Genomic DNA, 23,409 nt, shown 5'->3' with positions numbered 1-23,409 from the left:
CCGTTTCCGATGTGCTGTTACGGAACGACAAATAGCCCATAACGGGAAGCGTGGAAAGGGGACACGCTCCCCGCATGGGCTAAAAGATTATCCTACATGAAAAGCAAGGGTGCGGGTAATAAGGCGCACTTGCAGCCTGTTACGCATTTCCTCGTCCACATAGGAATAGGTATTGCCCGCGTCGTCTTTCAGCGTGCGGGTACAAAGTTTCGCTATGTAACCCTCGTAATGCTTCAAGATCGCGCACATGGCGGTTGTGTCGCCGTTTGCCGCTGCGGAAATGACAGGGAACGGCAACAGATTTTCAGATTTCCTAACGGTATTCATCATCTGCTTTTCCCTCCAAATACTGTTTGATTTTCGCAAGCGCGGATTTCCTGTGCCGGAAAACCGTCGTGCGTACAACATTCAGCAGTTCAGCAATTTCCGCGTCGCTCATGTCCAAGAAGTAGGACAAAAGGATAATGTCGCGTTTCCTTTCGGGCAAAGCGTTAAGGGCTTCGGCAAGCAGTTCATTTTTGACGAGTACATCAAAGCCGGACACTTGAAAACGGAAATAATCGCTTTTGTATTCGTCCGTTGTGAAAAGCTGCGCGAGTTCGCTTTCGCTCAAATCCGAAAAAGGTACTTCGCGTGCTGCGCGTTTCGCAAGAGTGCGGCGGTGGCTTTTCGCTTCGCCAACCAAAGTTTTCTTTGCTAATGCGTCGTACTGATGTTGTATTCTTTCCTTGTCGGAAGAAGATAGCTCCATAGAGTTCACCTCCTTCCCGCGTGGAGTAGAGGACGGGAGTTAAGGGCTTGTCCTCTCTGCCCCTTTCGCTCCGTACCCGTTCGGGAGATGGCTCTTGAGTGCGTTTTTCAGAAAAAAGTTGAAAAAAGCAAAATGCGCCCGTCCGCAAGACGCGGACGAGCGCAAAGGAAATGTAAGAAGTATTTAGATGTATTGACAGTTCATAATCATAGCCGGAATATCCCGCTTGCGGAGCATAGCTTTTTTTGACCGCAAAGCATTAGGCGGGTTACAGTAAATAAAAATGGACACGGCGATACCTCCCCGATACCGCCGTATCCTTAAAAAAGGGCGACTTTAATACACTACCCGCAATCCATTCTATAATAGGGAACAGCGGCTTTTGCGCAATATTAAATAAAAAAGCCGATAACACATAGGTTTTTTGACCTAATGCGTTATCGGCTCTGCGTCTATGCGTCTGGCACTTTTAATCATTTTTTTTTGAATTTATTATATGTGTTAGCTAACTGTCCACAAGCCGCGTTAATCTCTCTGCCATGAGAAACTCTCATAGTAACTTCAAGTCCTGCTTGCTCTAATTGATGTTTGAATGCAACTATTTCCCGTTTCTGTGGTGCTTTAATTCTTGAATTGCTTGTTGGGTTGTATTGTAACACGTTAATCATAACTTTTTTGCCCCGAAACCATTTTGCAAGTTGTCTTACATCTGAGGGCCGGTCATTTATACCCGGTAAAAGCAAATACGCAAAGACAATTTTGCGATTATGCCTTTCAGAATAGGATAAGGCTTGCTTAACAACATCTTCAATAGCATATATGCGCATGTGAGGAATAATACGATTTCTTGCAGATTGTGTTGCTGCGTGTAAAGATATTGTCAACTGAATTTTAAGATGTTCCTCGCGCAATTTTTTTAATTGATCGACCGGACCAACTGTTGATATGGTAATGCCGTCAGTTGGAAAGTTGAGCCCATATCTATCTCGGAGAATATGGATTGCTTTTATCAAGTTGTCATAATTGAATAAAGGCTCTCCCATACCCATAAAAACGATACGGTTTACTTTTCGACGCAACAATATAATCTGTTGTACGATTTCTGACGATGTTAGATTACGAACAAAGCCATTTCGCCCGGACTCACAAAAAATACAACCAACAGGACAACCGACTTGTGTGCTCACGCAAACAGTTCCACCATCTCGCCGCTTGATAAAAACCGTTTCAATGTATTTGTTGTCTTTCAGTTCGTAAACATACTTTTCAGTATCACTGCTTTTGCAAATATTTTTTACCAACATTGATAGATTTTTTTTGCGTGGTAATTGCTTATATAATTCTTCATATAAGGCTTTTGCTTCATTCTCGCCAATAACTTCCGACATTTCTTTGTAAGTAAATCCGTATGGATCATTCCGTACTTCCGCAGGCGTATATTTAGGTAAACGTTTCATTTTTATATCCTTTCTTCTAAATAATAAAAGTTTGTTTTTCTGTATTTTTGATTACAATCTCTAATTTTTCTACATCAATGATATGCGTCAATTTGCATTTAGGGCAGAAAAGAGGAAAATCTTTTAATACAGTATTATGAAATACTTGAACTCTCGTCTTTCCGTTACAAATCGGACATTTTATCCAATATTTTTTAAGCATTATATTTCACTCGTCCTTTTTACACAAAAAAATGCAGGTCAATCCTCAACATGAGCATTGACCTGCATTTATAATGCACAGAGCAGTACAACAAAACTAAGGCATAGCTTGCACTATGTCTATACTATATCTATACGTCGTTAGTTTTTTGTATAGCATCCGCAAAATAAGCATGACAAAAAAGCCCATGTTGAAAATGGGAAAATCCTTTTTTTCAATGCTTATCTAATACGCATGCTATGCAACATAAACGCCGCCTCCTTTTACATAAATTTTATTTTATCAGAAAATCAGTCTACTGTCAATACACAACAGGAAGTATTTAACCTAATGATATGAATTGTGTGGACATATCCAAAAAGAAAGGTGAACTGTAAAATGTAACAGGGTGAATGAAAATGGCAAAAAGACCCGTACCATTGTACGACTTTAAGGCTTTCGGGGCAGCTATAAAAGCCGCGAGAAATGAATACGGCGAGAGCCGCAAAAAGGTAAGCGACGAGTTATATATTTCCCCGCGCTACCTTGCGAATATCGAGAACAAGGGACAACAGCCGAGTTTACAGGTATTCTATGACCTTGTAACCCGGTATCATATTTCGGTAGATCAATTTTTCTTCCCGAACAGCAATGCGGAGAAATCCACCGGGCGGCGGCAGCTTGACGCGCTGCTGGACGGTATGAGCGATAAAGGCATACGGATTGTAACCGCAACGGCAAGGGAGATAACAGAAGTCGAACAAGCAGAGGACTAACCTCACAATATGGGAAGCAGGAGATTGCAGCGCATAGGGGCTGCAATCTTTTTTTGCGCCAAATTAGAAAGAGAGTGCAACAAACGCTGCCTTTGAAACGGGATAAGGAGTAGATAGCAAGCACAGCAAACGAGTACCCGTTTGCGAAAAGTGCTTGTTGGGATAATCCCAAACCCTTATACCGAAAGGCGGTGCGGAAATGGAAAACCGAAAGAGAAATATACAGATGAAGTTTTACGTTACGGAAGAAGAAAAGCGGCTGATCGACGAGAAGATGAAGCAGCTTCCCATAAAGCAGTATGGGGCATACTTCCGTAAAATGGCGATAGACGGGTATATTCTTGTCGTTGACCGAAGCGACACAAAAGCATATATCCGGGAACTGCAAGCGGTGAGCCGGAACATCAACCAGATTGCAAAACGCGCCAATGCGACGGGGACGGTTTACAGGCAGGATATAGAGGACATTAAAAAGGCGGTGGACGAGATATGGCGGTTACAAAGACGCACCCTATTAAATCAACCTTAAAGGCTGCGATAGACTATATCTTAAATCCCGAAAAGACAGACGGGAAGCTGCTTGCGTCCTCTTTCGGCTGCGGGCTGGAAACCGCCGATATTGAGTTTGCATGGACGCGGGAAGCTGCCGGAGATCGCGGCACACATTTAGGGCGGCACTTGATACAATCCTTTGCGGTGGGAGAAACCACACCGGAAGAAGCGCACAAAATCGGCATGGAACTTGCCGGGGCGGTATTAGGCGGCAAGTATGAGTTTGTTTTGACAACTCACGTCGATAAAGACCATCTGCATAATCACTTGATTTTCAACGCGGTTAGCTTCGTTGACTACAAAAAGTACCATTCCAACAAGCAAAGCTATCACTTTATCCGGCGCACCAGCGACAGGATATGTAAAGAGCATGGGCTATCCGTCGTCGTACCGGGACAGGACAAGGGAAAAAGCTATGCAGAATACACCGCCGAAAAGCAAGGGACAAGCTACAAAGCAAAGCTGAAAACGGCGATAGATACTCTCATTCCCCAAGTGAAAGATTTTGACGAACTGCTGCGCCGCTTGCAGGAAATGGGGTATGAAATCAAACAGGGCAAATACATTTCCTTTCGCGCTGCCGGACAGGAACGGTTTACCCGCACAAAGACGCTCGGCGCGGCCTATACGGAAGAAGCGATAAAGGAGCGTATCAAGGGCGTGTATGTTGCCAAAACAAAAACGCTGCGGGAAGATAAGAAAATCCGGCTTGTCGTCGATCTTGAAAACAGTATCAAAGCCCAACAGTCGGCGGGCTATGAACGGTGGGCAAAAATCCATAATCTGAAACAGGCTGCTAAAAGCATGAACTTCCTAACCGAAAACAAGATTGAGTATTATAGCGAACTTGAAAGCAAGATAGCCGATATTATGACCGCTCATGACGCGGCGGCAAAGGCGGTTAAGGAAGTGGAACAGCGTATGTCTGATTTGTCGCTGCTTATCAAGCACACCACCACATACCGACAGTTAAAACCGATTTACGATGAATACCGAAAATCGCCGGACAAGGAAAAGTATCTGCGGGGGCATGAAAGCGAAATTATCCTGTTTGAAGCTGCGGCAAGGGCATTAAAGGAAATGCAGATAAAGAAGCTGCCCGATCTCGCCGCGCTGCGCAAGGAGTATAGAAGCTTAAACGACAGGAAAACCAAATTGTATGAAGATTATCGGCAAGCCAAGAAGCAAATGCAGGAATACGGCGTTGTCAAAAAGAACGTCGATAGTATTCTTTACCCGTCCCAAAGCAGGGCGCGGGAGCAGGAGCGATAAGGCGCAAAACATGGGGTGGCAAGTGGAATGTTAAGGGCTGAAAACGCCTGTGTTTCTGCGGCTTCCAGCGCATGAAAACGACATAGACGATAAAGTATATTCAAACCCGCAAAAACGGCTTTCTAATTGTCCACGCAAGGACAAAAAAAGAACAGGGGCGCGGTGCCGGAAATCGGCAACCGCGCCCCTGTTCTCTATGGGCTATTCCTCGTCGGTCAAGATAAACTCCCTTTCGGAAAACTCGCTGTCCGTCATGGCTTGCAGCTTGTTCACCGCTGCGGCGGCAAGCTGGCGCATATCCTCGTCCATGTAGGGCATGGCGGCAAGGATATTTTCAAGCGTTGTTTCCCGGCTGTCCTCGGCGTAGATCGCAACAATGTTTTCTTCCTCAATGGTAAAGCGGGTATTCATGCTATCAAACCTCCAAATCCTTTTTATGCTCTTTCTGTTTATCTTTCGGCTGCTGCGCCGCCTGTTTCTTGTATTCGTCCAGCTTCTTCAAAATGGACGGTTTTTTCTGCGGCTGTTCCCGTTTCTCGGCTTTTACCGCTTTTGCAAGGTCGGTAACGGAAATCGCTTCCCCCGCCTTTGCCCGCTGCTCAAAATCTGCAACGGTGGGCGTTTGCGGCGTATTGTTGATAAGCCCGTCAAAATTGTTGTCGTTCTGCTCTATGGTGTCCTCGACGTGCTTTAAGGGATTATCCCGCTGCGGCTGCTCGGCGGCTATGGCATAAGCCTGTGTGCCATTCCCCATAATGAGATACTTCCCGTCCTCCGACGCATGGTGAAAACCAAATCCCGCCGCTTCGATCTGTTCACGGCTCATATCGGTAATATGAAAATTGCCCCTCGGCGTTCTGACGGTTTCACCCGTCAAAAGGCTGTCGGGGGTCGCTTCCGGCTGCTGCTTTTCAAGCTGCCCGTCCTTGTAGGAATATCCTTGCGCCGCGATTGCTTCAAGGGTCTTGCCCGTAACGTCGCCATAAATCCGCTTGTCTGCGTCAACCAGCATTTGCAAAGTGTCTTGTACGGTGTCGGACAAGGCTTGCTGCTGTTCGGGCGGCAGCTTGTCAAATACGGGGGTCTGCTGCTCCTGCAAAAACTCCGGCACTTGCTGAAAACCGATACTGTCTACATAGTGGGCGGTGTCCTCGTCGTTCTGATGAAGCACAACAATGTCGGAAACGGAAAGGCTATGCCCCTTGAAATCGGCGGGGTGGTCGATATTAAACCTTTCCCAAATGTCGCCCAGCGTCATATCCTTTGTAAGCGGTGCAGTATAGACGAGTTCATAATTTACCCGGTCAATGGTAAGTCCAGCCGCTTGCAGACGGTCATAAGGCTCAAAGCGCAAGTCCCTTGTTTCGTCCCCGCGCTTTAACTGATAAATGGAAAAGGTATCGCCCTGCTCCTGCTCGGCTTGCCGCTGCTGCTGCAACTCGGTAAAATGCCCCTCAATCTCGGTAATGAGTTCCTTTGCGGTGGTCTGTATTGTTTCAAGGGACGCTTTTAACTCGGTCATTTCCTTGCCGCTGCTCCAACCAGCCACATAGCCGAAAGAGTAATCGGAAGTATCAAGGCCGAAATGCTGGCAAACCGTATAAGCGACGCTTTCCGCTTCTACCTCGCAGGTATGGCGGTCAACGCGGTTTTGCTGCTCCGGCGGGGCGTTTAAGTCTACGTCGTGCAGCTTCGCATGGGCGATTTCGTGAATGGCGGTCTTTACCGCCTGTAATTCACTCACGCCCTCTTTGATTGCAATACGCTTGTCGGTCAAACTGAAATACCCATTTGCGCCGTTTGTGATCTGCTCAAATGCAATCGGGACGGGGGACGCTTTTTCAAGGGCGGCGAAAAAATCCTCGTACTGCTCCACATCGGCAAGCAGCGGTTTAACGGAAAGGTCGGGAAACTCCTTGCCCTCGGTCTGCGAAATATCAAAGACGGTTATAACCTTAAAGGCGGGGACGGTGATTTCCTTTTCTTCCTTTACCACTTTTCCCTCGCGGTCAAGCATGGGCTTTCTCGTTTCGGGGTCGATTTTATCAACCAGCTTTTTCACCTTGTAGGGCGCGGGGGCAAAGATTTTAATGCCTTTCTCGCCTTTCTTTACATGGCGGTCAAACTCTTTCTGCCATTGTGAATAGCCCTTTACCAAATTGCCGCCCTGCATGGCAATTAGGATAGTGTTATTCAAGCTGTAATCGTGAAACTTCGACATGGCAGTAAGAAACTCTTTGTAGCGGTCGCTGTCAAAAATCGCCTGTACGCCCTGTTCCAAACGCGCGGTGATCTCCTTTACCTTTTCGGCGGGCTTTTCGGAAGTAAGGATAATGGGGACGACGGGGCGGGGCTGCTGCGGCTCTGCGGCCTGTGCGTCTGCTTGCTGCGTTTCGGCTGCGTCCATATAGGCTTTGTCCTGTTCGCCGCGCTCCGGCTGTGGGTAACTCATAATGCGGTATTCTTCCGGCACTTCGCGCCCCTCAAACTGCCGTTCCCACTCGTCGCCGCTTTCCACGATATAGCCGTACTCGGTAAACGCGCCTTTTTCCTGCGCGGCAGCGTTCCTGCCAAAAGTAGAAAGGTCAATGCCGCCTTTCCATTCTTCGGGCATTTGTACCATGCCGGATTGATTTAAGTAATAGTCGCCCAAATCGTGGTAGTTATGTACTTCGGGGATATGGACGTAGAAATCCACGTTGTAGGTGAAGTCAATTACCTGTCCAATATTTGCAAGCCCGTTTTTCTGCTGCAAGGCTGCGTTCAGCTTGCCAACCTCGGCGGGGTCAAGCTGTTCGAGCCGCGCCGCAAGAAAATTGAGTTCGTCCACGTCGGCGGCGCATACCATTTCATAAGGCAAGGCAATATGTTTCTCCGGGTCGTCGGAATAGCCGCGAATGGAAAAATCCTGCGGGTTGTCGGCGGTAATGCCGACGTTCCGCATAGCTTCGTGCAACTGCTCCTTTGTGGCGGGCATATCCAGCCAATAGCCGCCGGGGTCGCCCGCGTCAAAGCGGCTGCGGTTGCCTATCATAATAGAAAACTGTTCGCTCATGTGTTCACGCTCCTTTTCCTGCCCGGTATTTTCGGGGATAGCTGCCGCCTGTTGCTGCTGCGGGGGTTCTTCGCCCTCTATGGTGTAGTCCGGCATGAGCATACCGTTTACTTTGAAATAGTCGGCGTACTCCTGCGGGATAGGCGGGGAGATTTCCGTAAACAGACGGTCATACGCTTTGATACGCCCATTCAGATACTTTTCCATAGCTGCCTTGTCGGTGAAAACCTTTCTATCTTGTCCGGCAATCTTCGCTTGGGTTCTGCTTGGGCTGTTGGTGCGCACGCTCCATGTAAGCGTCCATGAATACGGGATAGATTTCTGCGCTTCTTTGTCGTAGCGGGTATTCTCGTAAATGTAGTAATTCATCTGATATACCCGGTTGCTGCGAATATGGCGGTTATGCTCGGTGGTCTGCCACTCGTTAGCGGTGTGCTGGACGTGCGGCGTTCTCACATATTCAAGTGTTTTATCCAGCAAAAGCGTTCTTCCCGCCTGTTCTTCCCATGCGGCGGCGCGTTCTTTAAGGTCGTCAAAAATCGCCTGTTCTGCCGCCGCGCTTTCGCTGCGCATGGAAAGTAGCTGCGCAATCGGCAAGGAAGCATAAGGGGCAATCTCCCTGTCCTTTGCTTCAAAATATATCCGGCGTTCTATCCGCATGGTTTCGGCGGTTTCCAATTTGTCATGGTCGTATGAGGAATACGGCATATTCTTTCATCACGTCCTTTCTCGGTCATATAAGGGTTTGGGACTATCCCAACAAGCAAAATGCCCGCGCTCTCTATGGGAAGCGCGGGCATTTCTCGCAAACGGGTACTCGTTTGCTGTGCTTGCTATGTAGTTGTTTTTATCCGTAAACGCCTGTTTCTCTCGCTTTGGGCTTTCTGTCTGCGGCGTATCTTTGCCGCGCAATCGGGGCAGTATTTCGCCCGGTTGCTGCCCGCCGCAAACGTGCTGCCGCATACCGCGCAACGCTTCAAATCGGTTTCCCCGCTGCGGGTGATCTGTTCGCAAAGCTGCCTGTCGGCGGGTAATACCGCTTCGCGGAAATAGCGGCATAGCAGCGAATAGCTGATACTCTGCACACAAACGCAAGTTTCCCCGTCGTCCAGCAGCAGACAATTCCCGCAATCGTTGTTTGCACAAGCGGCGCGGGTCATTTTCTTTACGGCGCGGTATTGCTTTTCATCAAGCCTTATCATTTTCGGTTCTGCTCGACGCGGAAGTTTACATACTTGCCGCCTGTGTCGGCAAGCAGCACAACTCCGTCAAAGGTCTTTCCCGTCTTGGTCGAGTACATACCTTTGATTTTTACCTTTCCGTCTTTCAAAAGGGCGGCGGCAATCGCCTTTGTGAAAGCCTTTTTGCGCTGCTCAAAAAAGCGGTCATTCTTCCACATCACAAAGCTGCAAGCCCTGTCGGAGCAGTAAAAGTTTTTCTTGCCCTCGTAAACCGCCGCGCCGCAACGGGGGCAAGTGCCGATTGCTTCCCGCTGCGGGGTAAACAGCTTCGCTTTATCCTCGGAAATCGCGGAATAGGTCTTGACAAGCCCCGCTGTCATTTCCTCAATGCTGCGCATGAAATCGTCCGGGCTGTCGCTGCCTTTGGCAATCCCGGTAAGGCGGGTTTCCCATTCTGCCGTAAGCTGCGGGGACGTAAGGACTTCGGGCAGGATAGCGGCAAGGTTATACCCGTCCTTTGTGGGGATTAGCTTTTTGCCCTTGCGCTCGGCAAAGCCCGCGCTAATGAGTTTTTCAATGATACCCGCCCGCGTTGCGGTAGTGCCTAACCCTTTGCGCTCTGCGTCCTCCGGCGTTTCTTCCTTGCCCGCGTTCTCCATAGCGGACAGAAGCGTATCTTCGGTAAATGCCTTTGGGGGCTGCGTGTAACGCTCGGAGATCTCCGCTGCCGGATTGTCAAAGGTCTGCCCCTCGGCAAGCGGCGGCAAAACGGTTTCCGGCTCTGCGTCCTCGTCCTGTTCCTCGGACGCGGCGCGGGACAGCTTTTCAATCTCACGCCACCCCTCGCAAAGCGTCGTCTTTCCCTTTGCGGTAAAGGTATAACCGCCGCAAGAGATAACCGCCGTAACCGCTTCATATTCATAGGGCGCGGCTGCGGCGCAAAGCAGCTTCGCGCATACAAGGGTCATAAGTTTTGTTTCGCTGTCGGTAAGGGAAGAAAAGCCCGTTTTCAAAAACTCGGCTGTCGGCAAAATAGCGTGGTGGTCGGTTACTTTGCTGTTGTCGCAAACCCTTGTAAGGTCTGCTTGCAGCTTCACGTCCCGCATAAAGGGAAGCAGCGAACAAAGCCCGGTAATGAGTTCCTTTGTGCTGCGCTGCATATCGGAAGTGATATATTTGCTGTCGGTGCGGGGATAGGTCAAAAGCCGCTTTTCGTAGAGGGCTTGCGCATAATCAAGGGTCTGTTTCGCCGTAAACCCGTACAGGCGGTTGGCTTCGCGCTGCAACGCGGTAAGGTCAAACAGCTTCGGCGGTGCAACGGTCTTTTTCTCTTTTTTGAGGGAAGTACAAACGGCTTGCGATTTCTCGCAAGCCGCTTTCATCTGCTGCGCCGCCGCTTCTTCGTTCAGCCTTTCGGACAAAGCCGAAACACCGCCCGCGTCCAGACGGACAACATGATATTTTTCTTTCTTAAAGCTGCTGATCGCATAGTCGCGGTTTACCAGCATGGTAAGGGTGGGCGTCTGCACTCTGCCGACATTCAGCGTTTTGTGATAGAGGATAGAGAAAAGGCGGGTCGCGTTAATCCCGACAAGCCAATCTGCCTTTGCTCTGCAAAGCGCGGATTGATAGAGGTTGTCATAGCTGCGCCCGTCTTTGAGGTTTGAAAAGCCCTCGCGGATTGCGCTTTCTTCCATGCTGCTAATCCAAAGGCGGGAAAAGGGCTTTTGGCAATTTACCTGTTCGTAGACAAATCGAAAAATGAGTTCTCCCTCGCGCCCGCTGTCGCACGCATTGACAATCTCGGAAACGTCGCTGCGCTGCATAAGGTCTTTGAGTACGGAAAACTGCTGCTCCTTGCCGCTGGCAACGGTAAACTGCCAATCCTGCGGGACAATGGGGAGATCGTCATACTTCCATTTTCGGTACTGCTCGTTGTAGGTTGCCGCGTCTGCAAGGCTAATCAAATGCCCGATACACCACGACACAAGGTAGCCGCTGCCCTCAAAATATCCGCTGCGCTTTTCATTCGCGCCAATAACGGCGGCAATCGCCGCCCCGACGCTCGGTTTCTCTGCAATTACAAGTTTCATACTTCCTCGTCCTCCTGCTCGGTTTCTAATTCTTCCTCGTCGTCCTCGTCAAAATCGAGATCGTCAAGGTTGCTGCTGCCTTTTGCCGCGTCCTTTTTGGGCTTCATAATCTTAAAGTAATAGAACGCGCCGCCGCTTACTGCGGCAAGAAGCAGCACGACAAGCAGAATAGCACCGCCCATGCCGCCGCCTTTATCTTCCTCCGGCTCCGGCTGCTCGGTTTCTTCCGGCTCCGGCTCGGCTTCCTTGCCCGCGCACTCGCTCATATTGACGCTGCAAACGGGGCAATCGGTGTTGACGCTTCCGGCAACGCATTTTTCAGTACAGCTACAAGCGGGGGCTTCGGTCTGTTCGTCCTCCATAAGCTGCAAAAGGTCTTTTTCATCAACTTGATTGAGGAAATGGACGGTGTTTTCTCCGTCCTCGGCGCGGTCAATGATGATGTAAAAATAGTTTCCGTTTTTCGTAACGACGGTAATAAACTGCTTATCGCCGGACGCTTCGCCCGTTATGTCGTCCACAAGGCTCATGTTGCCCTCCGGCGTTAAAGGCTGCGGCTCATAGCCGCCCGTCGTTTCTTCCGGCTCGGTTTCGGTTACGGGGGTAGGCGGCTCGTCGCTCACGTCACCGCCGCCCGCAAAAGCGGTAACAGAAAAGCCGCCCATGAGTACAAGGGCGGCAAGCAAAGCGGTAACGCTGCGGAACAGTTTTTTATGCTTCATCTTCGGTTTCCTCCTGTTCGTCGGTATAGTCTGCGTCCGGCTGCGGCAAAGCAATTTCGCCGCTGGCGTAAGCGGAGAGGAACGCGGCAAGCTGCGCCCCGTCAAGGTGTACCGCTTTCACCATTTGAACGATCTGCGCATTTTCTTCCTCGATTTTCTGCGCTTCAAGGTCTTTCAGTCTTTTTTGGTATTCAAGGATTTTCGCCCTCGTTTTCTCAATATCCCGTTCGATACGGTCAAGTTTCGTGTTTGCCATAGAAATAAACTCCTTTCAAAGTCAGTTGTAATGTAGCCGCCCATAGGCGTAAAAATGGGATTGCCAATAGCTTGTATCAAGTTTTGCGTATTGTATCGGGTCGCCACAATGCAGCATGACGGGGCTTCCGTCCCCGTCCTCGCCAACGTAGATACCCACATGAGATACGCCCGGTGTGTCGTATGTACCCGTAAAGAAAACCAAATCCCCCGGCTGCGGGTTGGAAACGCGGGTTGAAATGTTGTAAAGCCCCTGTGCCCCAAGTCTGCCCGTATTGTATAGGCCGCTGTTCGTCAGCACATAGCTAACAAAACCGCTGCAATCAAAAGAGGTTTCCGGGCTGCTGCCGCCCCACACATAAGGAAAACCGACATACTTTTCCGCTTCCTCAATGAGCCGCGCAAACTGTTCATCTTCCAGATAGGCGGGCGGGATTTCATAATCCGCTGGCGGGTTTTCATAGTATTTTGAAATATAGCCGGATTGCGGGAAAAGGTCGGGTCTGTTCCCAAGCGACGACATATACATAGCGTACATGGATAGCTGTTCCTCGCCCATAATGTAAACGGGAACATGGGAGAGGTTGAAGTTTTCCAAATCCACATTGAGAATGTAATAGTTATAGGCTACTTCAACGTCGTATTCGTTGCCCTCGCTGTCCGTCCGCGTTTCGGTGCGGTAGCGTACCTCGACTTCCTCCGTAACCGTCAAGATATACTGTTTATCAAAGAGCATTTCAAGGGTGCTTTGCGCTTCATCGAGAGTAAACACGCCCTCATGCCAAGCGGAGAGGATAGAGATTAGCACATACGGGTCATGCTCGATCTCGTCAGCCGTTACCCGGTATTCGTCATAGCCGGGGTATTCGCTTTCGATGTTATCCAGCATATCCTGTAACTCGGCTTCCATAGCGACATACGCGCTTTCTGCGCCTGTAATATCCGCGTCCTCGGAGAGATAGGACGACGCAATCAAGCCGCTTCCGCTGTTGCCGCCGAACAGGGAACAAGAGGACAAACCGCCGAAAAACAGAAGCACGATAAAGGCAATCCCGCCCACGATCAAACAGCCTTTCCAATGCCGGACGACAAAGAACGTCGCCCGTTTGGTTTCCTGCGCCGTTTTCTTTGCTGCCTTTGCGGTGGCTTCGGCGGTCTTTTTCACCTTGCCGCCCGTTTTCAACGCCTTTGCATACTGCTTTTTAATGCGCTGCTTTTGCCAAAAACGGGAAATCGGGTTAGAGTGCGCAAGGGCGGGGTTATCATGCAGCGCCTTTTGATAGAGAAAATCGGCGTTTGCCTTTGCTGCCTTTTTCTCGGCTGCTGCCGCCGCCCGGTAAGGTTTCAGCTTATGGCTGCGTATGCCGCGTTTTACTGCCCGCGTCGTCATGCCGCCCGCTTTCTCGCCCACAAGTTCTATCCTGTGTCCGCTTTCCACACCGACGTTTTCTTTCTCCACCTCATAGATTTTTCCATGTACGGCGGCGTCCAATTCCTGCGCCGGACGGGATAACGGGTTATGACGCAACTTGCCGTTTGGGGGCTTATCCGTTTTTTCAAAAGCAAGGCGCGTCTTTGCTTTGCCTTTGGCTTCGTCAAAAACGCGCTCTTTCTTGATTTTGGTCTGTTTGGGGATAGCTGCCCGCGCTTTGTCTAAACGGTCAGCCGCCGTATCGGATTTTTTGATTGCCTTTTGCAGGTCCGGCGTTGCCCGTTCCGCTTCGGAAAACTGCAAGCGGGAAGAATGGGTTTTAGGCTGCGCCGCGTCAAGGGCTTTTTTCTCCGCGCCTTTTGCTGCGTGTCGCTCAATCTCTGCGCCGATATGCTGCACAACCTTTTCCGCTGCCGCGCCTGCGGGGGCTGAATAGTTTTCCTCCTGCGGCCTTTCGCTGATACTGGACGTTTCGCCCGTCGTGAGGTTTTCCGCAACCGCACCGTCGCGGGTCATTTTCTGCGTTACCTTGTCCGGGGCTTTCCATTCCTTGCTCATGGGCTTTCACCTCCAATCCGCTGTTTCGCAAGGTTACAGTATTCGGGGTTGATCTCAATACCAATATAGCGGCGGTCAAGGCTTTTTGCCGCCGCTGCGGTGGTTCCGCTGCCTAAAAACGGGTCAAGGACAATCCCGCCGACGGGACAGCCCGCCAAAATGCACGTTTCCGCAAGTTTCGGCGGGAAAGCTGCGAAATGCCCGCCGCGATAGGAAGCTGTGTTGATCTGCCAAACGTTGCGGCGGCTGCGGACGGGGCATATCAACTCATCGGCGTATGCGCCCTTTTCGCGGGGGCGGTTGATTTTCTGCGGTTGGTTTTGCCCCGGAACAGTAACGTTATACTTGTTTCCTTTGCTAACTCCGCTTTTCAGCCGACCCGCCGTTGTGAGGGCTATCGGCTCGGCTACCGCTTGCCAATCGTAAAAATACTTCTTTGACTTGGTAAGCAGAAACACATATTCATAGCAGCGGGTCGGCCTGTCCCGCGTGCTTTCCGGCATGGGGTTCCCCTTATGCCAAATGATAGAACTGCGCAAATACCAACCGTCGCCCCGCAAGGCAAGGGCTACAAGCCACGGAATACCGATTAGGTCTTTCGGCTTGCAGCCGGGGGCGCGGTGGTTTACCGCCACTTGCTGCCCGTTCCTGCCTTTGGGGTATTTCGGGTCTTGGTGGTCGGCTTTGCTGCCTGTGCCGCAATAAGTGTCCGCGATATTCAGCCAACAAGTACCCTCCGGCGTAAGCACCCGCTTTACCTCATGGAAAACCGCCGTAATGCGGGAAACATATTCCTCCGGCGTTGCTTCCCGCCCGATCTGCCCGTCTGTGCCGTAATCGCGCAAAGCATAGTAGGGCGGGGACGTTACGCAACAATCCATACAGTTATCCGGCAAGGTTTGAAGTACCTGCAAGCTGTCGCCGCAATAGATTTTGTCCGTTTCTATCCTCATGCCGACACCTCGCCGGGTTTGGTCGTCATGACGCGATAGAGTTCTGTATTTTGCGGGAAACGGTCAATAAAGGGCAAAATCACGTTGCCGTAGAAAATAAGCCCCTCGCCCGCTTCGGAATGGGTTACATAGGTCATTTGCTGCTGCGAAATGTTAAGCTGCTTTGCAAGGATTTCCCTGTCGCCCTGGGCTTGGTTGAGCATATACACAAAGTCCGAGTTTTCAAAGATGTTCTCCACCTCGCGGGACGACAACAAATCTTTCACGTTTTGGGTGATACCTGTCGGAATACCGCCCCACTTTCTAAAACGCTTCCAAATCTCAACGCTGTACGCTGCGGTCTGTTCCTCTTTGAGCAGCAAATGAAACTCGTCGATGTAATACCGCGTCGCCTTGCCCTCGCTGCGGTTTACCGTTACTCTGTTCCATACTTGGTCTTGGACGATAAGCATACCGACTTTTTTAAGCTGCGTACCGAGTTCCTTAATATCAAAGCAGACAAGGCGGTTATGAATGTCAACGTTTGTCCTGTGGTTAAAAATGTTCAAGCTGCCGTTTACATAGAGTTCCAATGCCGCCGCGATACGCTGCGCTTCCTTTTCCGGCTGCTTCTTGATTTCGTCGTAGAGGTCGCCCAAAATCGGCATATTTTTAGGCTTCGGGTCGGCAAGGTAGTTGCGGTACACGCTGATAACAGCGCGGTCAATCAAGGTCTTTTCAACAGCTTCCAGCCCGTTTTTACCTCCCATAATCAACTCACAAAAGGAAAGGATAAAATCGCTCTTTAAGGCTATGGGCGTGTCGCCCTCGCTGTAATTGAGGTTAATATCCATAGGGTTAATGTACTGCGTGCTGTTCTGCGAAACCTTGATAACCTGTCCTTTCAAACGTCCGACAAGGGGATAATATTCGGCTTCGGGGTCGCAAATGATAATGTCGTCGGACGTGATAAGAAAAGCGTTTGTGATTTCGCGTTTTGCAGAAAAACTTTTGCCGCTGCCCGGTGTGCCGAGTATCAAGCCGTTGGGGTTTTTCAGCTTCTTTCGGTCGCACAAAATCATGTTGTTGGAAAGGGCGTTTAAGCCGTAATACAATGCTTCGCCGCTTTGGAACAGCTCTTGCACCGTAAAGGGAACGAAAACGGCGGTGCTGCTGGTCGTCAAGCCGCGCTGGATATGGATAAGGTTTTCCCCCAACGGGATAGAGGACATAAGCCCCTGTTCCTGCCGGTAGTCAAGGCGGGTCAAAATGCAGTTGTATTTCTGTGCGATTGCCGCCGCCCCAAATACTTCGTTATCCAATTTCTGCTTGGTATCTGCAAGGTTTAAGACAAGCAGCGTGAGCAGAAACATTCTTTCGTTGCGGCTCTGCAAATCGCGGAGTAGGTTTTTTGCTTCCCCGCCGTAGGTGGCAAGGTCAGACGGAATAATATCCATGTCGTAGCCGCTGCGGATTGCTTTCTTTTGTTCCTCAATCTTCATGCGGTCAAGGTCGGTGATCTTGCGCTTAATCGTCTTGATTGCTTCGTTGTGGTCGATACTCTGAATGTGCAGATTAACGATAATCCCGTTTTCCGCGTCCATGAAGTCGGCAAGCATACGGTCGGAGAGTTCCGGCGCGACGATCTGCAAAAAGGAAACCGCACCAAACTTGCCGCCCATTTGAAACATTCGCCCGTCGCCAAATCGGAAAGAGGACGGGGCGATAAAGTCCTTGACGGAAAGCCCACTTGCGGGTAGCCATTCCCACGCAAAGTTAAAGCGTTCCCCGTCCGGGTGAAAAATCCCATGCAGCACTTCAAGACGCTGTTTCCCGTCCAATACCCGCGCCGCCGCGCCGATCACCTTAAAATGGTTGAGGGTGTCCGTTTCAATGCGGGCAAGACGCGCCCGCGCCGATCTAATGTCCTTTGCTTCAACGGTAAAGGTGAGAAACTTGGTTTTGATAAGCCCGTTGTTTCCGCGTTCAAGCTGCGTCCTAAGCATTTCGGTGTATTCTGCTCTGATACTGTCGAAGTCGTCATTCTGCGGTGCAATCGTGATACTGTTCTTAAAATCGTCCTTGTTCGCATGGCGGCTGATTAGGGAAAGCTGCACGCTGATAGAAGCGTCGAACGAGTTATACATATCGCAAAGGGCTTCAAAAATGGCGGTTTTGTCGTCCGGCTGCGCAAGCTGATAATTTATATCCTCAAACTCAATGCACTTGGAATACCGCCCGTTTGCAAGGCGGCAAATCCCGTCCTTATACATTCGCTCAAACGGTATGCTGTCCTGCGCCGTATGGGGCTTCCCGTCGCCCTTTGCCTGTCGGATAAGGGTATCTATCTGTTTTCTTTCCTGTCGGGAAAGTTTACGCTTTTCGTTTTGGGTGTTTTTCTTTTCCTTTGACAATCGCCCGTACCTCCTTATCTAATTGCTCTTGCCGCGCAAGGGCGGCATAAAAATTGTTGGTCTGATAAGGTCGCTCTTTGGGGCGAAGAAACTTCACTTCCACAAATTGCCGAATAATCACTTCCAGCGGTTGCCCGTTTTTCTCGTACATGGCAAGCAAAAACATAGGCAGCATGGCAAGCACCATGCACAATGCCGCTGCGCTCGTTCCAACGCTGCCTTTTACCAAAAAGAACAGCGGCAGTCCGATTGCTACCGCCGCGCTGAAACAAATTAGCTGTCGTTTGGTAAGGTTGAACATTACCTTGCTTTTGATTTTTGTTAAGTCCTTTGGGACGGTTACATACGCCATTTCAAACCTCCTTTCTGCCCGGAATGTAATCTTCAAAGCGGGGAACAGCATAGAAAAGCCGCTTGTTGTTTACCCACCGTTGCAAATGGCGGGTAACAGGCGGGGCGGTTGGACGCTCGTAAATCATCACATACGGGTCAAAGCCCATAGCCCGCAAGGTGTTCACGCGGTATAAATCCTGTTCGTGAGTGCTGCCGTAGTTGGTAAGAACATACACGCGCCGCTGGCGGCTGCTCTTAATAGCTGTCAAATCCAAAAAACGTTGGAAATACCCGGTCAAGTCCTCGTCGGGATTATCCCATGCAAAATGTACCGCTTTTATCCGTACCCGATTTAACAGGCTGACATTATCCCTGTTCACAAGGCGAATATCCAGCCCTTGCGAAAAATCCACCCATGCGCGGCTTCGTATAAGCTGCTCAATGAGATTTTCATGGTCGGGACAGGCAAGCAGATTAGCGTCCATGATTTTTATTTCCGGCTGCCATTTCCAAAACTCGGACAAATCCGCAACCTTAACGCTTTTGCGTCCCTCTTTACCGCTGACAATGCAAAACCCGCAATTTCTCGGACAACCCCGGCTTAAAAAGCCGTAAGCAATCCCGAAAAACTGCGGGTAGATTGAATAATCCGGGTAACTGTGTTCCACTTCCGGCGGCAAGCGGTTTTTCGTGTCGTAGCCCGTACCGCCGAAAATGACCTGTTCCGCGTTGGTAACGGTTATCGTGTCTTTGGAATAGGTGTCCGTAAAGACGCGGCTTTTATATACAAGGTCGTACCGCTCCTTTGTGTTCCACCATTCCACCGTATGCCCCTTTGCTTTATGATACGCGGATAGCTTCATCAAGCAGAGGTTGGGGAAATTATGGCTGTCAACGTCGATTAAGCCGATTTTCAAATCATAACTCACCCCCTTAATGTGCCGAAAAGACGCTCTTTGCAAGGCTCCCTGTTTTGAAAAGGGTAAAGCACAAGAGGACGGTATAGCCCATGCAAGCCCAGATCGCGCCGGATATGTCGTCGGTCGCTGCGATTGTCTGTATCAACACCGCATAAATGCCGACACACACCAAAATCAAAAACGCTTGAAAACCAAGCGCAAGCAAAGATTTTAAGTAATTCTGTCCCATGCTGCCCCATTCGTGATTTACCATTGTTGCCATCGGGATAGGGGCAACGCTCGTTACAAGATATATTTCAATCATGCGCCCATACACCACAAGCATAATGCAGATTGACAGGGCTTTCATGGTAAGCCCTACAAAGAGGGATTGAAACCATAACCCCAAAAGACCGCCCACGCTCATAGCGTCGAGTTTTGCTTCAATGTCGGTAATGACAGTGGTAACGTCTATGCTTGTATCGGATATGATAACCCCCGCGCTCTGATTGACGACGCTCTGCGTAACGTCAAAAACTCCCATGACGATATTCCAAGTATTTGTTACCAGCAGCACCGCAACAAAGGTTTTGAAAATCCATTTGAAAAAAATCCAAGTGTCGAGATCGTGCAGATTGTTTTTTTCAATTACAAGCTGGATTAGTTCATAACACATGACAAAGGTAATGATAACGCCCGCAATCGGTACAATGACGTTTTCCGAAAGGCTGCGTATCATGTTGAATATGCCCGCGTTCCACCCGGCGGGGGTCGTGCCGACTTGCGTTGCAATTTCTCCAACCTCTGTATTTACGCTGTCAAACAAGCCGGAGAGGTTCGATAAAATCCCGTCTGTCAAAATGCCGCGAAACCAATCTTCAATCATCTGCCATATCAAAAGTTAATCCCTCCTTTCCCGCGCCCTCCCGTTTCCGAGAGGGCGCGGCGGGTGGTATTTGTTTTAGGCATTATCCAAAAAGTTTGGAAAGAAGCGGAACAAGGGTGCCGCCGATCAACGCGACGCCACCGCCCGCCATAAGCTGCTTCATGCCCTGGCTCTTTGCGCCCGGATTGTCGTTGCCGTAACCCTCCATGAGGTTGATAGCCCCCCAAATGCCAAGACCTGCGCCAAGCGCGATAACCAAAGTCTGCAATACACCAACTGCGCTGTTAAAGAAATCCATATAAACCTCGCTTTCTGCCGCTTTGCGGCTCAAAAAATGTTGTTGAAAATGAAAATGCCGCCGTTATTCCTCGGCGGCTGCGTCCTCGTCGGACAAATCTATTTCGTATATGTCAAAGGCTTCATCGGGCTTTACTATTGCCGGGCGGGTAGACATATACCGTTCCACATCAAAAGCGTTTTTCTTGTCGAAGTCGGAAAGGTATTTGTAGTTCGGGTGTTTCGTTATATCGTATTTGTCGCTTAAAAAGGGACGTACACCGCGTAGCTGCAAAATACATTTCCCACCGTCCATAACTGCTATTTCGTCCTGTGTCATCAACTCCTTTCCTAATTTTTGATAAGTAAGTCCATGAGAAACCTGCGTGCCGCGATTTTCGGAAGTGTTGAAACTGTCAATTGTTTCCCGTCCCAAGTTATCCGAAATATCCTTTGCATTTTTCCCACGTCCTCCCAAAAACAAGGTGCTGTCGGCATTATCAAGTATGATTTCTGCCGCGTCCTTGTAAATGGCTTTTAGCTGGCTCTGCGATTGCAGAATGATAGAAGCGGACATTTCCCGGCTGCGGATTGTGGCAATCAGTTTATCAAATCGGGGTATCTGTCCGATGTTCGCAAACTCGTCAAGCAAAAAGCGGACGTGAACAGGCAATTTGCCGTTATATTCGTCGTCCGCTTTGTCGCAAAGCAAATTGAAAAGCTGCGATTGCAGCATAGCGATAACAAAATTAAACGTGCTGTCCGTATCGCTCATTATGAGGAAAAGTGCGCTCTTTCTGTCGCCTAACGTGTCAAGTTCTAATTCGTCGTAGGACATGAGATCGCGCAATTCCTTAATATCAAAAGGCGCAAGCCTCGCACCGCAAGAAATGAGGATTGATTTTGCTGTTTTGCCCGCCGCCAATTTATATTTTCGGTACTGCTTCACCGCGAAATGGTCGGGGTCGCGTTCTTCCAAGTCGGCAAACAGCAGATCGACGGGGCTTTGATATTCCTCGTCGTCCTCGCGGGCTTCGCTGGCGTTGATAAGTTCCAACAGGGTAATAAAGTTCATTTCCTCGGCGGGGGCTTCATACCAGATGTAGCCAACCAATGCGCAATACAATAACCTTTCCGCTTTTACCCAAAAATCCTCCGCACTTTTTTCTCCCTCGCCTTTGGTATTCGCTATCAACGTGTTTACCAGCTTCAAAATATCTTTCTCGCTGCGGATATACACAAAGGGGTTGTAGTGCATAGATTTTTTGAAGTTAATCGTATTCAGTACCTTAATGCGGTAGCCCGCCCGTTGCAGCAGCTTCCCGCACTCAACCAAAACCGTACCTTTCGGGTCTGTCAAGACGTAAGAGGAATGAAGCTGCATTAAATTCGGCTTGACGAAAAACCTTGTTTTTCCGCTGCCGCTGCCGCCGATCACGACGACGTTCTTATTTCTTGCGTACTTCGGCTGCTTCGGGCGGCTGTTCATGGTAAGGCGTTCCGTCTGTGTCAAAATGATGTTGTTTTGAAACTCCGGGTCTATGTAGGGCTTAATATCTTCGGCGTTTCCCCATCGGGCAGAGCCGTACTCCGCGCCCTTGCGGTATTTCTTCGCGTTTTTCCCTTTGACATAGACAATCAAGCGGATAATCACCGCGCCGACAATGCCGACAAGCAAATCCAGCGGGTAAATGCTCGGCAAGGCACTTTCAAAGGCTGCGGAAAATCCCTGCGTGATATTCAGTATCTTTGCGGAAATATCCGCGCCGGGGGCAAGCCGCACCGCCTGTCCGACTTTATCAAAGAGATAGACAAAGAACACATAGGGGATATTCGGAAGTATTAGCTTTTTGTAGTTAATCTGCTTCATATCTCGCGCCCCCTGTCCATTTTCTTTACCTTGTCGCGGGCGGCGTTAAGCTGCTTTGCCTTGTCCTTTGCAGCGGCAAGGGCTTTGCGGATAGAGGGCTTTTTCTCCCTGTTCAGCTTCTTTGCGGAAAACTCTTGAAACGCTGCGGTCATAACGTCTGCGTCCCGGCCTTTGAAAAACACAAGGTAGCGGGTCTGCTCGCCCTTAACCTTTTTCAGCGAAAAATCTATGTTGTATTTCTTCGCCGTACTCTCAAAGGCTTTAATATTGCTGTCGGTGATCTCGATGTTGGAAACACCCGCGTTCTGCTTCATAAGCTGCCGCATGGTCTGTTTCCCATGCGCGGGCTTGCTTTTCTGCTCCAAAAACTTTTGGATTGCTTTCTGCAACGCCTGTTCGGTAAGCCGCGCCGCGCCTTTTCCCACTTTGACGTATAGGGCAATCGTTTTTTGGGTTACTTCCTCCTGCAAGGTATCAACTCCTTTCCCGGTAAAATGCGGCTATGCTCATTCGCCGCCGTATAAGTCGTGATTGACAAGGGCGGTATAGTAGCTGTCAATGGTACTCGGCGCGTTGAACAGCACCGCTTTTAGATACTGCTTGATGTTGCGCACTTTGGTTGTGTTCTCCCTCATGCAATCCAAAACAAACTCAATATGGCTGCTGTTCAGCTTCAAAAATTTGGATTTCACCAGTTCGGCGGGGTAGTCGTCCCCGGCAATACGGATTGTCTTTCGCGCTGTGCAGACGGTTTCCAGCATGAGGTCAACAATCTCATTTAGGCGGTCTTTGTCCATTTTGGGGTCTTGAATGAGAATGTCATACTCGATATTGTCCTTGATAATCTCCCTGTAAATCTCTACTGCGCTATTGCTTTTCGCTTCCGTTCTTTTCCTTTCCGGCGGCGAAGCCGCTTCGCCCTGCTCAAAGGGCAAGGGATTTAGGGAATGGAATGGAAAGGAATGGGTACTTGATAAATCAGTAATTGATTTTTCTTTACTTGATATATCTTTATTTAATTGCGTTGGATTTTCCAACGTAGGTTTTTCCTGCGTAGGTTTTTCCAACGTTGGATTTTCCAATGTTGGATTTTCCAACGCAGGTAAATCCAATATAGGCGGCTGTCCGACGCTGGTAGCTGCTTCCGGCTCTCGCGGCTGCGGCTGCTCGTATATGACGTAATCCGCGCCCCGCAAGCGTCCCTTTTCGTCGCGTTCCCGGCTGCGCACGATATATCCGGCTTTTTCGAGTTCCTTTACCGCTTCGCGGATTGCGTCGATCTTCTCCCGGTTGATATGGGATAAGCCCGCAAGGGTATAATCCCAATCCTCCGGCAAGGACAGCATTTGCGAAAGCAAGCCTTTTGCTTTTAAGGACAATTCCTTGTTTCGCAAGTGGTGGTTGCTCATAACGGTATATCCCGTATTTCGCTCCACTCTGAAAACTGCCATTTTTCCTCACTTCCTCTCTTGGTCTGCGTGGACAATTAGAAAGCCGTTTTCGGCTGTTTTGGT

23 protein-coding genes are annotated in these 23,409 nt (G+C 49.7%); 3 read left to right on the top strand and 20 right to left on the bottom strand.

Annotated elements, in window-relative coordinates; genetic code table 11:
* Positions 1 to 87: 87 nt before the first annotated feature.
* The 4 genes from B5E84_RS08160 to B5E84_RS08145 form a co-directional block, all read right to left on the bottom strand.
* On the bottom strand, positions 88 to 330 hold the full coding sequence (locus tag B5E84_RS08160; protein ID WP_002604473.1) for a helix-turn-helix domain-containing protein: 243 nt from the start codon (positions 328 to 330) through the stop codon (positions 88 to 90).
* Complete coding sequence (locus B5E84_RS08155) at positions 314 to 751, bottom strand: sigma-70 family RNA polymerase sigma factor (RefSeq protein WP_003502131.1); 438 nt, start codon at positions 749 to 751, stop codon at positions 314 to 316. Before B5E84_RS08155 ends, B5E84_RS08160 begins: the two co-directional genes overlap by 17 nt.
* A 473-nt stretch (positions 752 to 1,224) precedes the next feature.
* Entirely contained in the window at positions 1,225 to 2,208 is a 984-nt protein-coding gene (rlmN, locus tag B5E84_RS08150; protein WP_002584956.1) for a 23S rRNA (adenine(2503)-C(2))-methyltransferase RlmN, read from the bottom strand.
* A 16-nt stretch (positions 2,209 to 2,224) separates the two neighbouring features.
* Positions 2,225 to 2,410, bottom strand: coding sequence for a cysteine-rich KTR domain-containing protein (locus B5E84_RS08145; protein ID WP_003431289.1), 186 nt, complete (start codon positions 2,408 to 2,410; stop codon positions 2,225 to 2,227).
* Between the two features lie 398 nt (positions 2,411 to 2,808).
* Between B5E84_RS08145 and B5E84_RS08140 the strand changes: the two genes are divergently transcribed.
* The 3 genes from B5E84_RS08140 to B5E84_RS08130 all read left to right on the top strand — a co-directional run bounded on the left by B5E84_RS08140 (position 2,809) and on the right by B5E84_RS08130 (position 4,989).
* Positions 2,809 to 3,165: a helix-turn-helix transcriptional regulator gene (locus B5E84_RS08140; protein ID WP_044942672.1), complete on the top strand. Its 357-nt coding sequence runs from the start codon at positions 2,809 to 2,811 to the stop codon at positions 3,163 to 3,165.
* A gap of 199 nt (positions 3,166 to 3,364) precedes the next feature.
* The gene (locus B5E84_RS08135; protein WP_002584958.1) at positions 3,365 to 3,694 is read left to right on the top strand and encodes a plasmid mobilization protein; all 330 of its coding nucleotides are present in this window, start codon (positions 3,365 to 3,367) and stop codon (positions 3,692 to 3,694) included.
* Complete coding sequence (locus tag B5E84_RS08130) at positions 3,655 to 4,989, top strand: relaxase/mobilization nuclease domain-containing protein (RefSeq protein WP_002584959.1); 1,335 nt, start codon at positions 3,655 to 3,657, stop codon at positions 4,987 to 4,989. The genes B5E84_RS08135 and B5E84_RS08130 overlap by 40 nt, the downstream gene beginning before the upstream one ends.
* A 201-nt stretch (positions 4,990 to 5,190) precedes the next feature.
* Here the strand turns inward: B5E84_RS08130 and B5E84_RS08125 are convergent, their stop codons facing one another.
* The 16 genes from B5E84_RS08125 to B5E84_RS08050 all read right to left on the bottom strand — a co-directional run bounded on the left by B5E84_RS08125 (position 5,191) and on the right by B5E84_RS08050 (position 23,346).
* Positions 5,191 to 5,400, bottom strand: a complete 210-nt coding sequence (locus tag B5E84_RS08125) for a transposon-transfer assisting family protein (protein WP_002584960.1) — start codon at positions 5,398 to 5,400, stop codon at positions 5,191 to 5,193.
* Between the two features lie 4 nt (positions 5,401 to 5,404).
* Positions 5,405 to 8,752, bottom strand: coding sequence for a YodL domain-containing protein (locus B5E84_RS08120; protein WP_058118381.1), 3,348 nt, complete (start codon positions 8,750 to 8,752; stop codon positions 5,405 to 5,407).
* 125 nt (positions 8,753 to 8,877) lie between these two features.
* Positions 8,878 to 9,246 (bottom strand): cysteine-rich VLP domain-containing protein, encoded by a 369-nt coding sequence (locus B5E84_RS08115; RefSeq protein WP_002584962.1) that lies wholly within the window; start codon positions 9,244 to 9,246, stop codon positions 8,878 to 8,880.
* On the bottom strand, positions 9,243 to 11,318 hold the full coding sequence (locus B5E84_RS08110) for a type IA DNA topoisomerase (protein WP_044942468.1): 2,076 nt from the start codon (positions 11,316 to 11,318) through the stop codon (positions 9,243 to 9,245). The genes B5E84_RS08115 and B5E84_RS08110 overlap by 4 nt, the downstream gene beginning before the upstream one ends.
* The gene (locus tag B5E84_RS08105; protein WP_044942466.1) at positions 11,315 to 12,040 is read right to left on the bottom strand and encodes a DUF4366 domain-containing protein; all 726 of its coding nucleotides are present in this window, start codon (positions 12,038 to 12,040) and stop codon (positions 11,315 to 11,317) included. Before B5E84_RS08105 ends, B5E84_RS08110 begins: the two co-directional genes overlap by 4 nt.
* Positions 12,030 to 12,296, bottom strand: coding sequence for a DUF4315 family protein (locus tag B5E84_RS08100; RefSeq protein WP_003508256.1), 267 nt, complete (start codon positions 12,294 to 12,296; stop codon positions 12,030 to 12,032). The genes B5E84_RS08105 and B5E84_RS08100 overlap by 11 nt, the downstream gene beginning before the upstream one ends.
* A 21-nt stretch (positions 12,297 to 12,317) precedes the next feature.
* Positions 12,318 to 14,285 (bottom strand): C40 family peptidase, encoded by a 1,968-nt coding sequence (locus B5E84_RS08095; RefSeq protein WP_044942463.1) that lies wholly within the window; start codon positions 14,283 to 14,285, stop codon positions 12,318 to 12,320.
* Positions 14,282 to 15,238: a DNA-methyltransferase gene (locus B5E84_RS08090; protein ID WP_044942460.1), complete on the bottom strand. Its 957-nt coding sequence runs from the start codon at positions 15,236 to 15,238 to the stop codon at positions 14,282 to 14,284. Before B5E84_RS08090 ends, B5E84_RS08095 begins: the two co-directional genes overlap by 4 nt.
* Complete coding sequence (locus B5E84_RS08085) at positions 15,235 to 17,631, bottom strand: VirB4-like conjugal transfer ATPase, CD1110 family (protein ID WP_087221613.1); 2,397 nt, start codon at positions 17,629 to 17,631, stop codon at positions 15,235 to 15,237. Before B5E84_RS08085 ends, B5E84_RS08090 begins: the two co-directional genes overlap by 4 nt.
* Positions 17,591 to 17,983 carry a PrgI family protein gene (locus B5E84_RS08080; protein WP_006774460.1) on the bottom strand — a complete coding sequence of 131 codons (393 nt, stop codon included), beginning with the start codon at positions 17,981 to 17,983 and terminating at the stop codon, positions 17,591 to 17,593. The genes B5E84_RS08085 and B5E84_RS08080 overlap by 41 nt, the downstream gene beginning before the upstream one ends.
* Before the next feature lies 1 nt (position 17,984).
* On the bottom strand, positions 17,985 to 18,881 hold the full coding sequence (locus B5E84_RS08075; RefSeq protein ID WP_171898515.1) for a radical SAM protein: 897 nt from the start codon (positions 18,879 to 18,881) through the stop codon (positions 17,985 to 17,987).
* 16 nt (positions 18,882 to 18,897) lie between these two features.
* On the bottom strand, positions 18,898 to 19,749 hold the full coding sequence (locus B5E84_RS08070; RefSeq protein ID WP_003431220.1) for a VirB6/TrbL-like conjugal transfer protein, CD1112 family: 852 nt from the start codon (positions 19,747 to 19,749) through the stop codon (positions 18,898 to 18,900).
* An 82-nt stretch (positions 19,750 to 19,831) separates the two neighbouring features.
* Entirely contained in the window at positions 19,832 to 20,047 is a 216-nt protein-coding gene (locus B5E84_RS08065) for a Maff2 family mobile element protein (protein WP_003508243.1), read from the bottom strand.
* A gap of 63 nt (positions 20,048 to 20,110) precedes the next feature.
* Complete coding sequence (locus B5E84_RS08060; RefSeq protein WP_087221611.1) at positions 20,111 to 21,895, bottom strand: VirD4-like conjugal transfer protein, CD1115 family; 1,785 nt, start codon at positions 21,893 to 21,895, stop codon at positions 20,111 to 20,113.
* Positions 21,892 to 22,365, bottom strand: coding sequence for a PcfB family protein (locus tag B5E84_RS08055; RefSeq protein WP_002604484.1), 474 nt, complete (start codon positions 22,363 to 22,365; stop codon positions 21,892 to 21,894). The genes B5E84_RS08060 and B5E84_RS08055 overlap by 4 nt, the downstream gene beginning before the upstream one ends.
* Positions 22,366 to 22,401: 36 nt before the next feature.
* Positions 22,402 to 23,346, bottom strand: a complete 945-nt coding sequence (locus B5E84_RS08050; RefSeq protein WP_058118388.1) for a DUF6017 domain-containing protein — start codon at positions 23,344 to 23,346, stop codon at positions 22,402 to 22,404.
* Positions 23,347 to 23,409: the final 63 nt, after the last annotated feature.

Source organism: Lachnoclostridium sp. An14 (genome assembly GCF_002160755.1).
GTDB lineage: Bacteria > Bacillota > Clostridia > Lachnospirales > Lachnospiraceae > Lachnoclostridium_A.
This window is presented reverse-complemented; position numbering and strand designations above follow the sequence as displayed.

Excerpts from the sequence above, each read along its gene's own strand:
- B5E84_RS08160 (WP_002604473.1), bottom strand. The coding sequence starts at position 330 with ATGATGAATACCGTTAGGAAATCTGAAAATCTGTTGCCGTTCCCTGTC.
- B5E84_RS08155 (WP_003502131.1), bottom strand. The coding sequence starts at position 751 with ATGGAGCTATCTTCTTCCGACAAGGAAAGAATACAACATCAGTACGAC.
- rlmN (WP_002584956.1), bottom strand. The coding sequence starts at position 2,208 with ATGAAACGTTTACCTAAATATACGCCTGCGGAAGTACGGAATGATCCA.
- B5E84_RS08145 (WP_003431289.1), bottom strand. The coding sequence starts at position 2,410 with ATGCTTAAAAAATATTGGATAAAATGTCCGATTTGTAACGGAAAGACG.
- B5E84_RS08140 (WP_044942672.1), top strand. The coding sequence starts at position 2,809 with ATGGCAAAAAGACCCGTACCATTGTACGACTTTAAGGCTTTCGGGGCA.
- B5E84_RS08135 (WP_002584958.1), top strand. The coding sequence starts at position 3,365 with ATGGAAAACCGAAAGAGAAATATACAGATGAAGTTTTACGTTACGGAA.
- B5E84_RS08130 (WP_002584959.1), top strand. The coding sequence starts at position 3,655 with ATGGCGGTTACAAAGACGCACCCTATTAAATCAACCTTAAAGGCTGCG.
- B5E84_RS08125 (WP_002584960.1), bottom strand. The coding sequence starts at position 5,400 with ATGAATACCCGCTTTACCATTGAGGAAGAAAACATTGTTGCGATCTAC.
- B5E84_RS08120 (WP_058118381.1), bottom strand. The coding sequence starts at position 8,752 with ATGCCGTATTCCTCATACGACCATGACAAATTGGAAACCGCCGAAACC.
- B5E84_RS08115 (WP_002584962.1), bottom strand. The coding sequence starts at position 9,246 with ATGATAAGGCTTGATGAAAAGCAATACCGCGCCGTAAAGAAAATGACC.
- B5E84_RS08110 (WP_044942468.1), bottom strand. The coding sequence starts at position 11,318 with ATGAAACTTGTAATTGCAGAGAAACCGAGCGTCGGGGCGGCGATTGCC.
- B5E84_RS08105 (WP_044942466.1), bottom strand. The coding sequence starts at position 12,040 with ATGAAGCATAAAAAACTGTTCCGCAGCGTTACCGCTTTGCTTGCCGCC.
- B5E84_RS08100 (WP_003508256.1), bottom strand. The coding sequence starts at position 12,296 with ATGGCAAACACGAAACTTGACCGTATCGAACGGGATATTGAGAAAACG.
- B5E84_RS08095 (WP_044942463.1), bottom strand. The coding sequence starts at position 14,285 with ATGAGCAAGGAATGGAAAGCCCCGGACAAGGTAACGCAGAAAATGACC.
- B5E84_RS08090 (WP_044942460.1), bottom strand. The coding sequence starts at position 15,238 with ATGAGGATAGAAACGGACAAAATCTATTGCGGCGACAGCTTGCAGGTA.
- B5E84_RS08080 (WP_006774460.1), bottom strand. The coding sequence starts at position 17,983 with ATGGCGTATGTAACCGTCCCAAAGGACTTAACAAAAATCAAAAGCAAG.
- B5E84_RS08070 (WP_003431220.1), bottom strand. The coding sequence starts at position 19,749 with ATGATTGAAGATTGGTTTCGCGGCATTTTGACAGACGGGATTTTATCG.
- B5E84_RS08065 (WP_003508243.1), bottom strand. The coding sequence starts at position 20,047 with ATGGATTTCTTTAACAGCGCAGTTGGTGTATTGCAGACTTTGGTTATC.
- B5E84_RS08060 (WP_087221611.1), bottom strand. The coding sequence starts at position 21,895 with ATGAAGCAGATTAACTACAAAAAGCTAATACTTCCGAATATCCCCTAT.
- B5E84_RS08050 (WP_058118388.1), bottom strand. The coding sequence starts at position 23,346 with ATGGCAGTTTTCAGAGTGGAGCGAAATACGGGATATACCGTTATGAGC.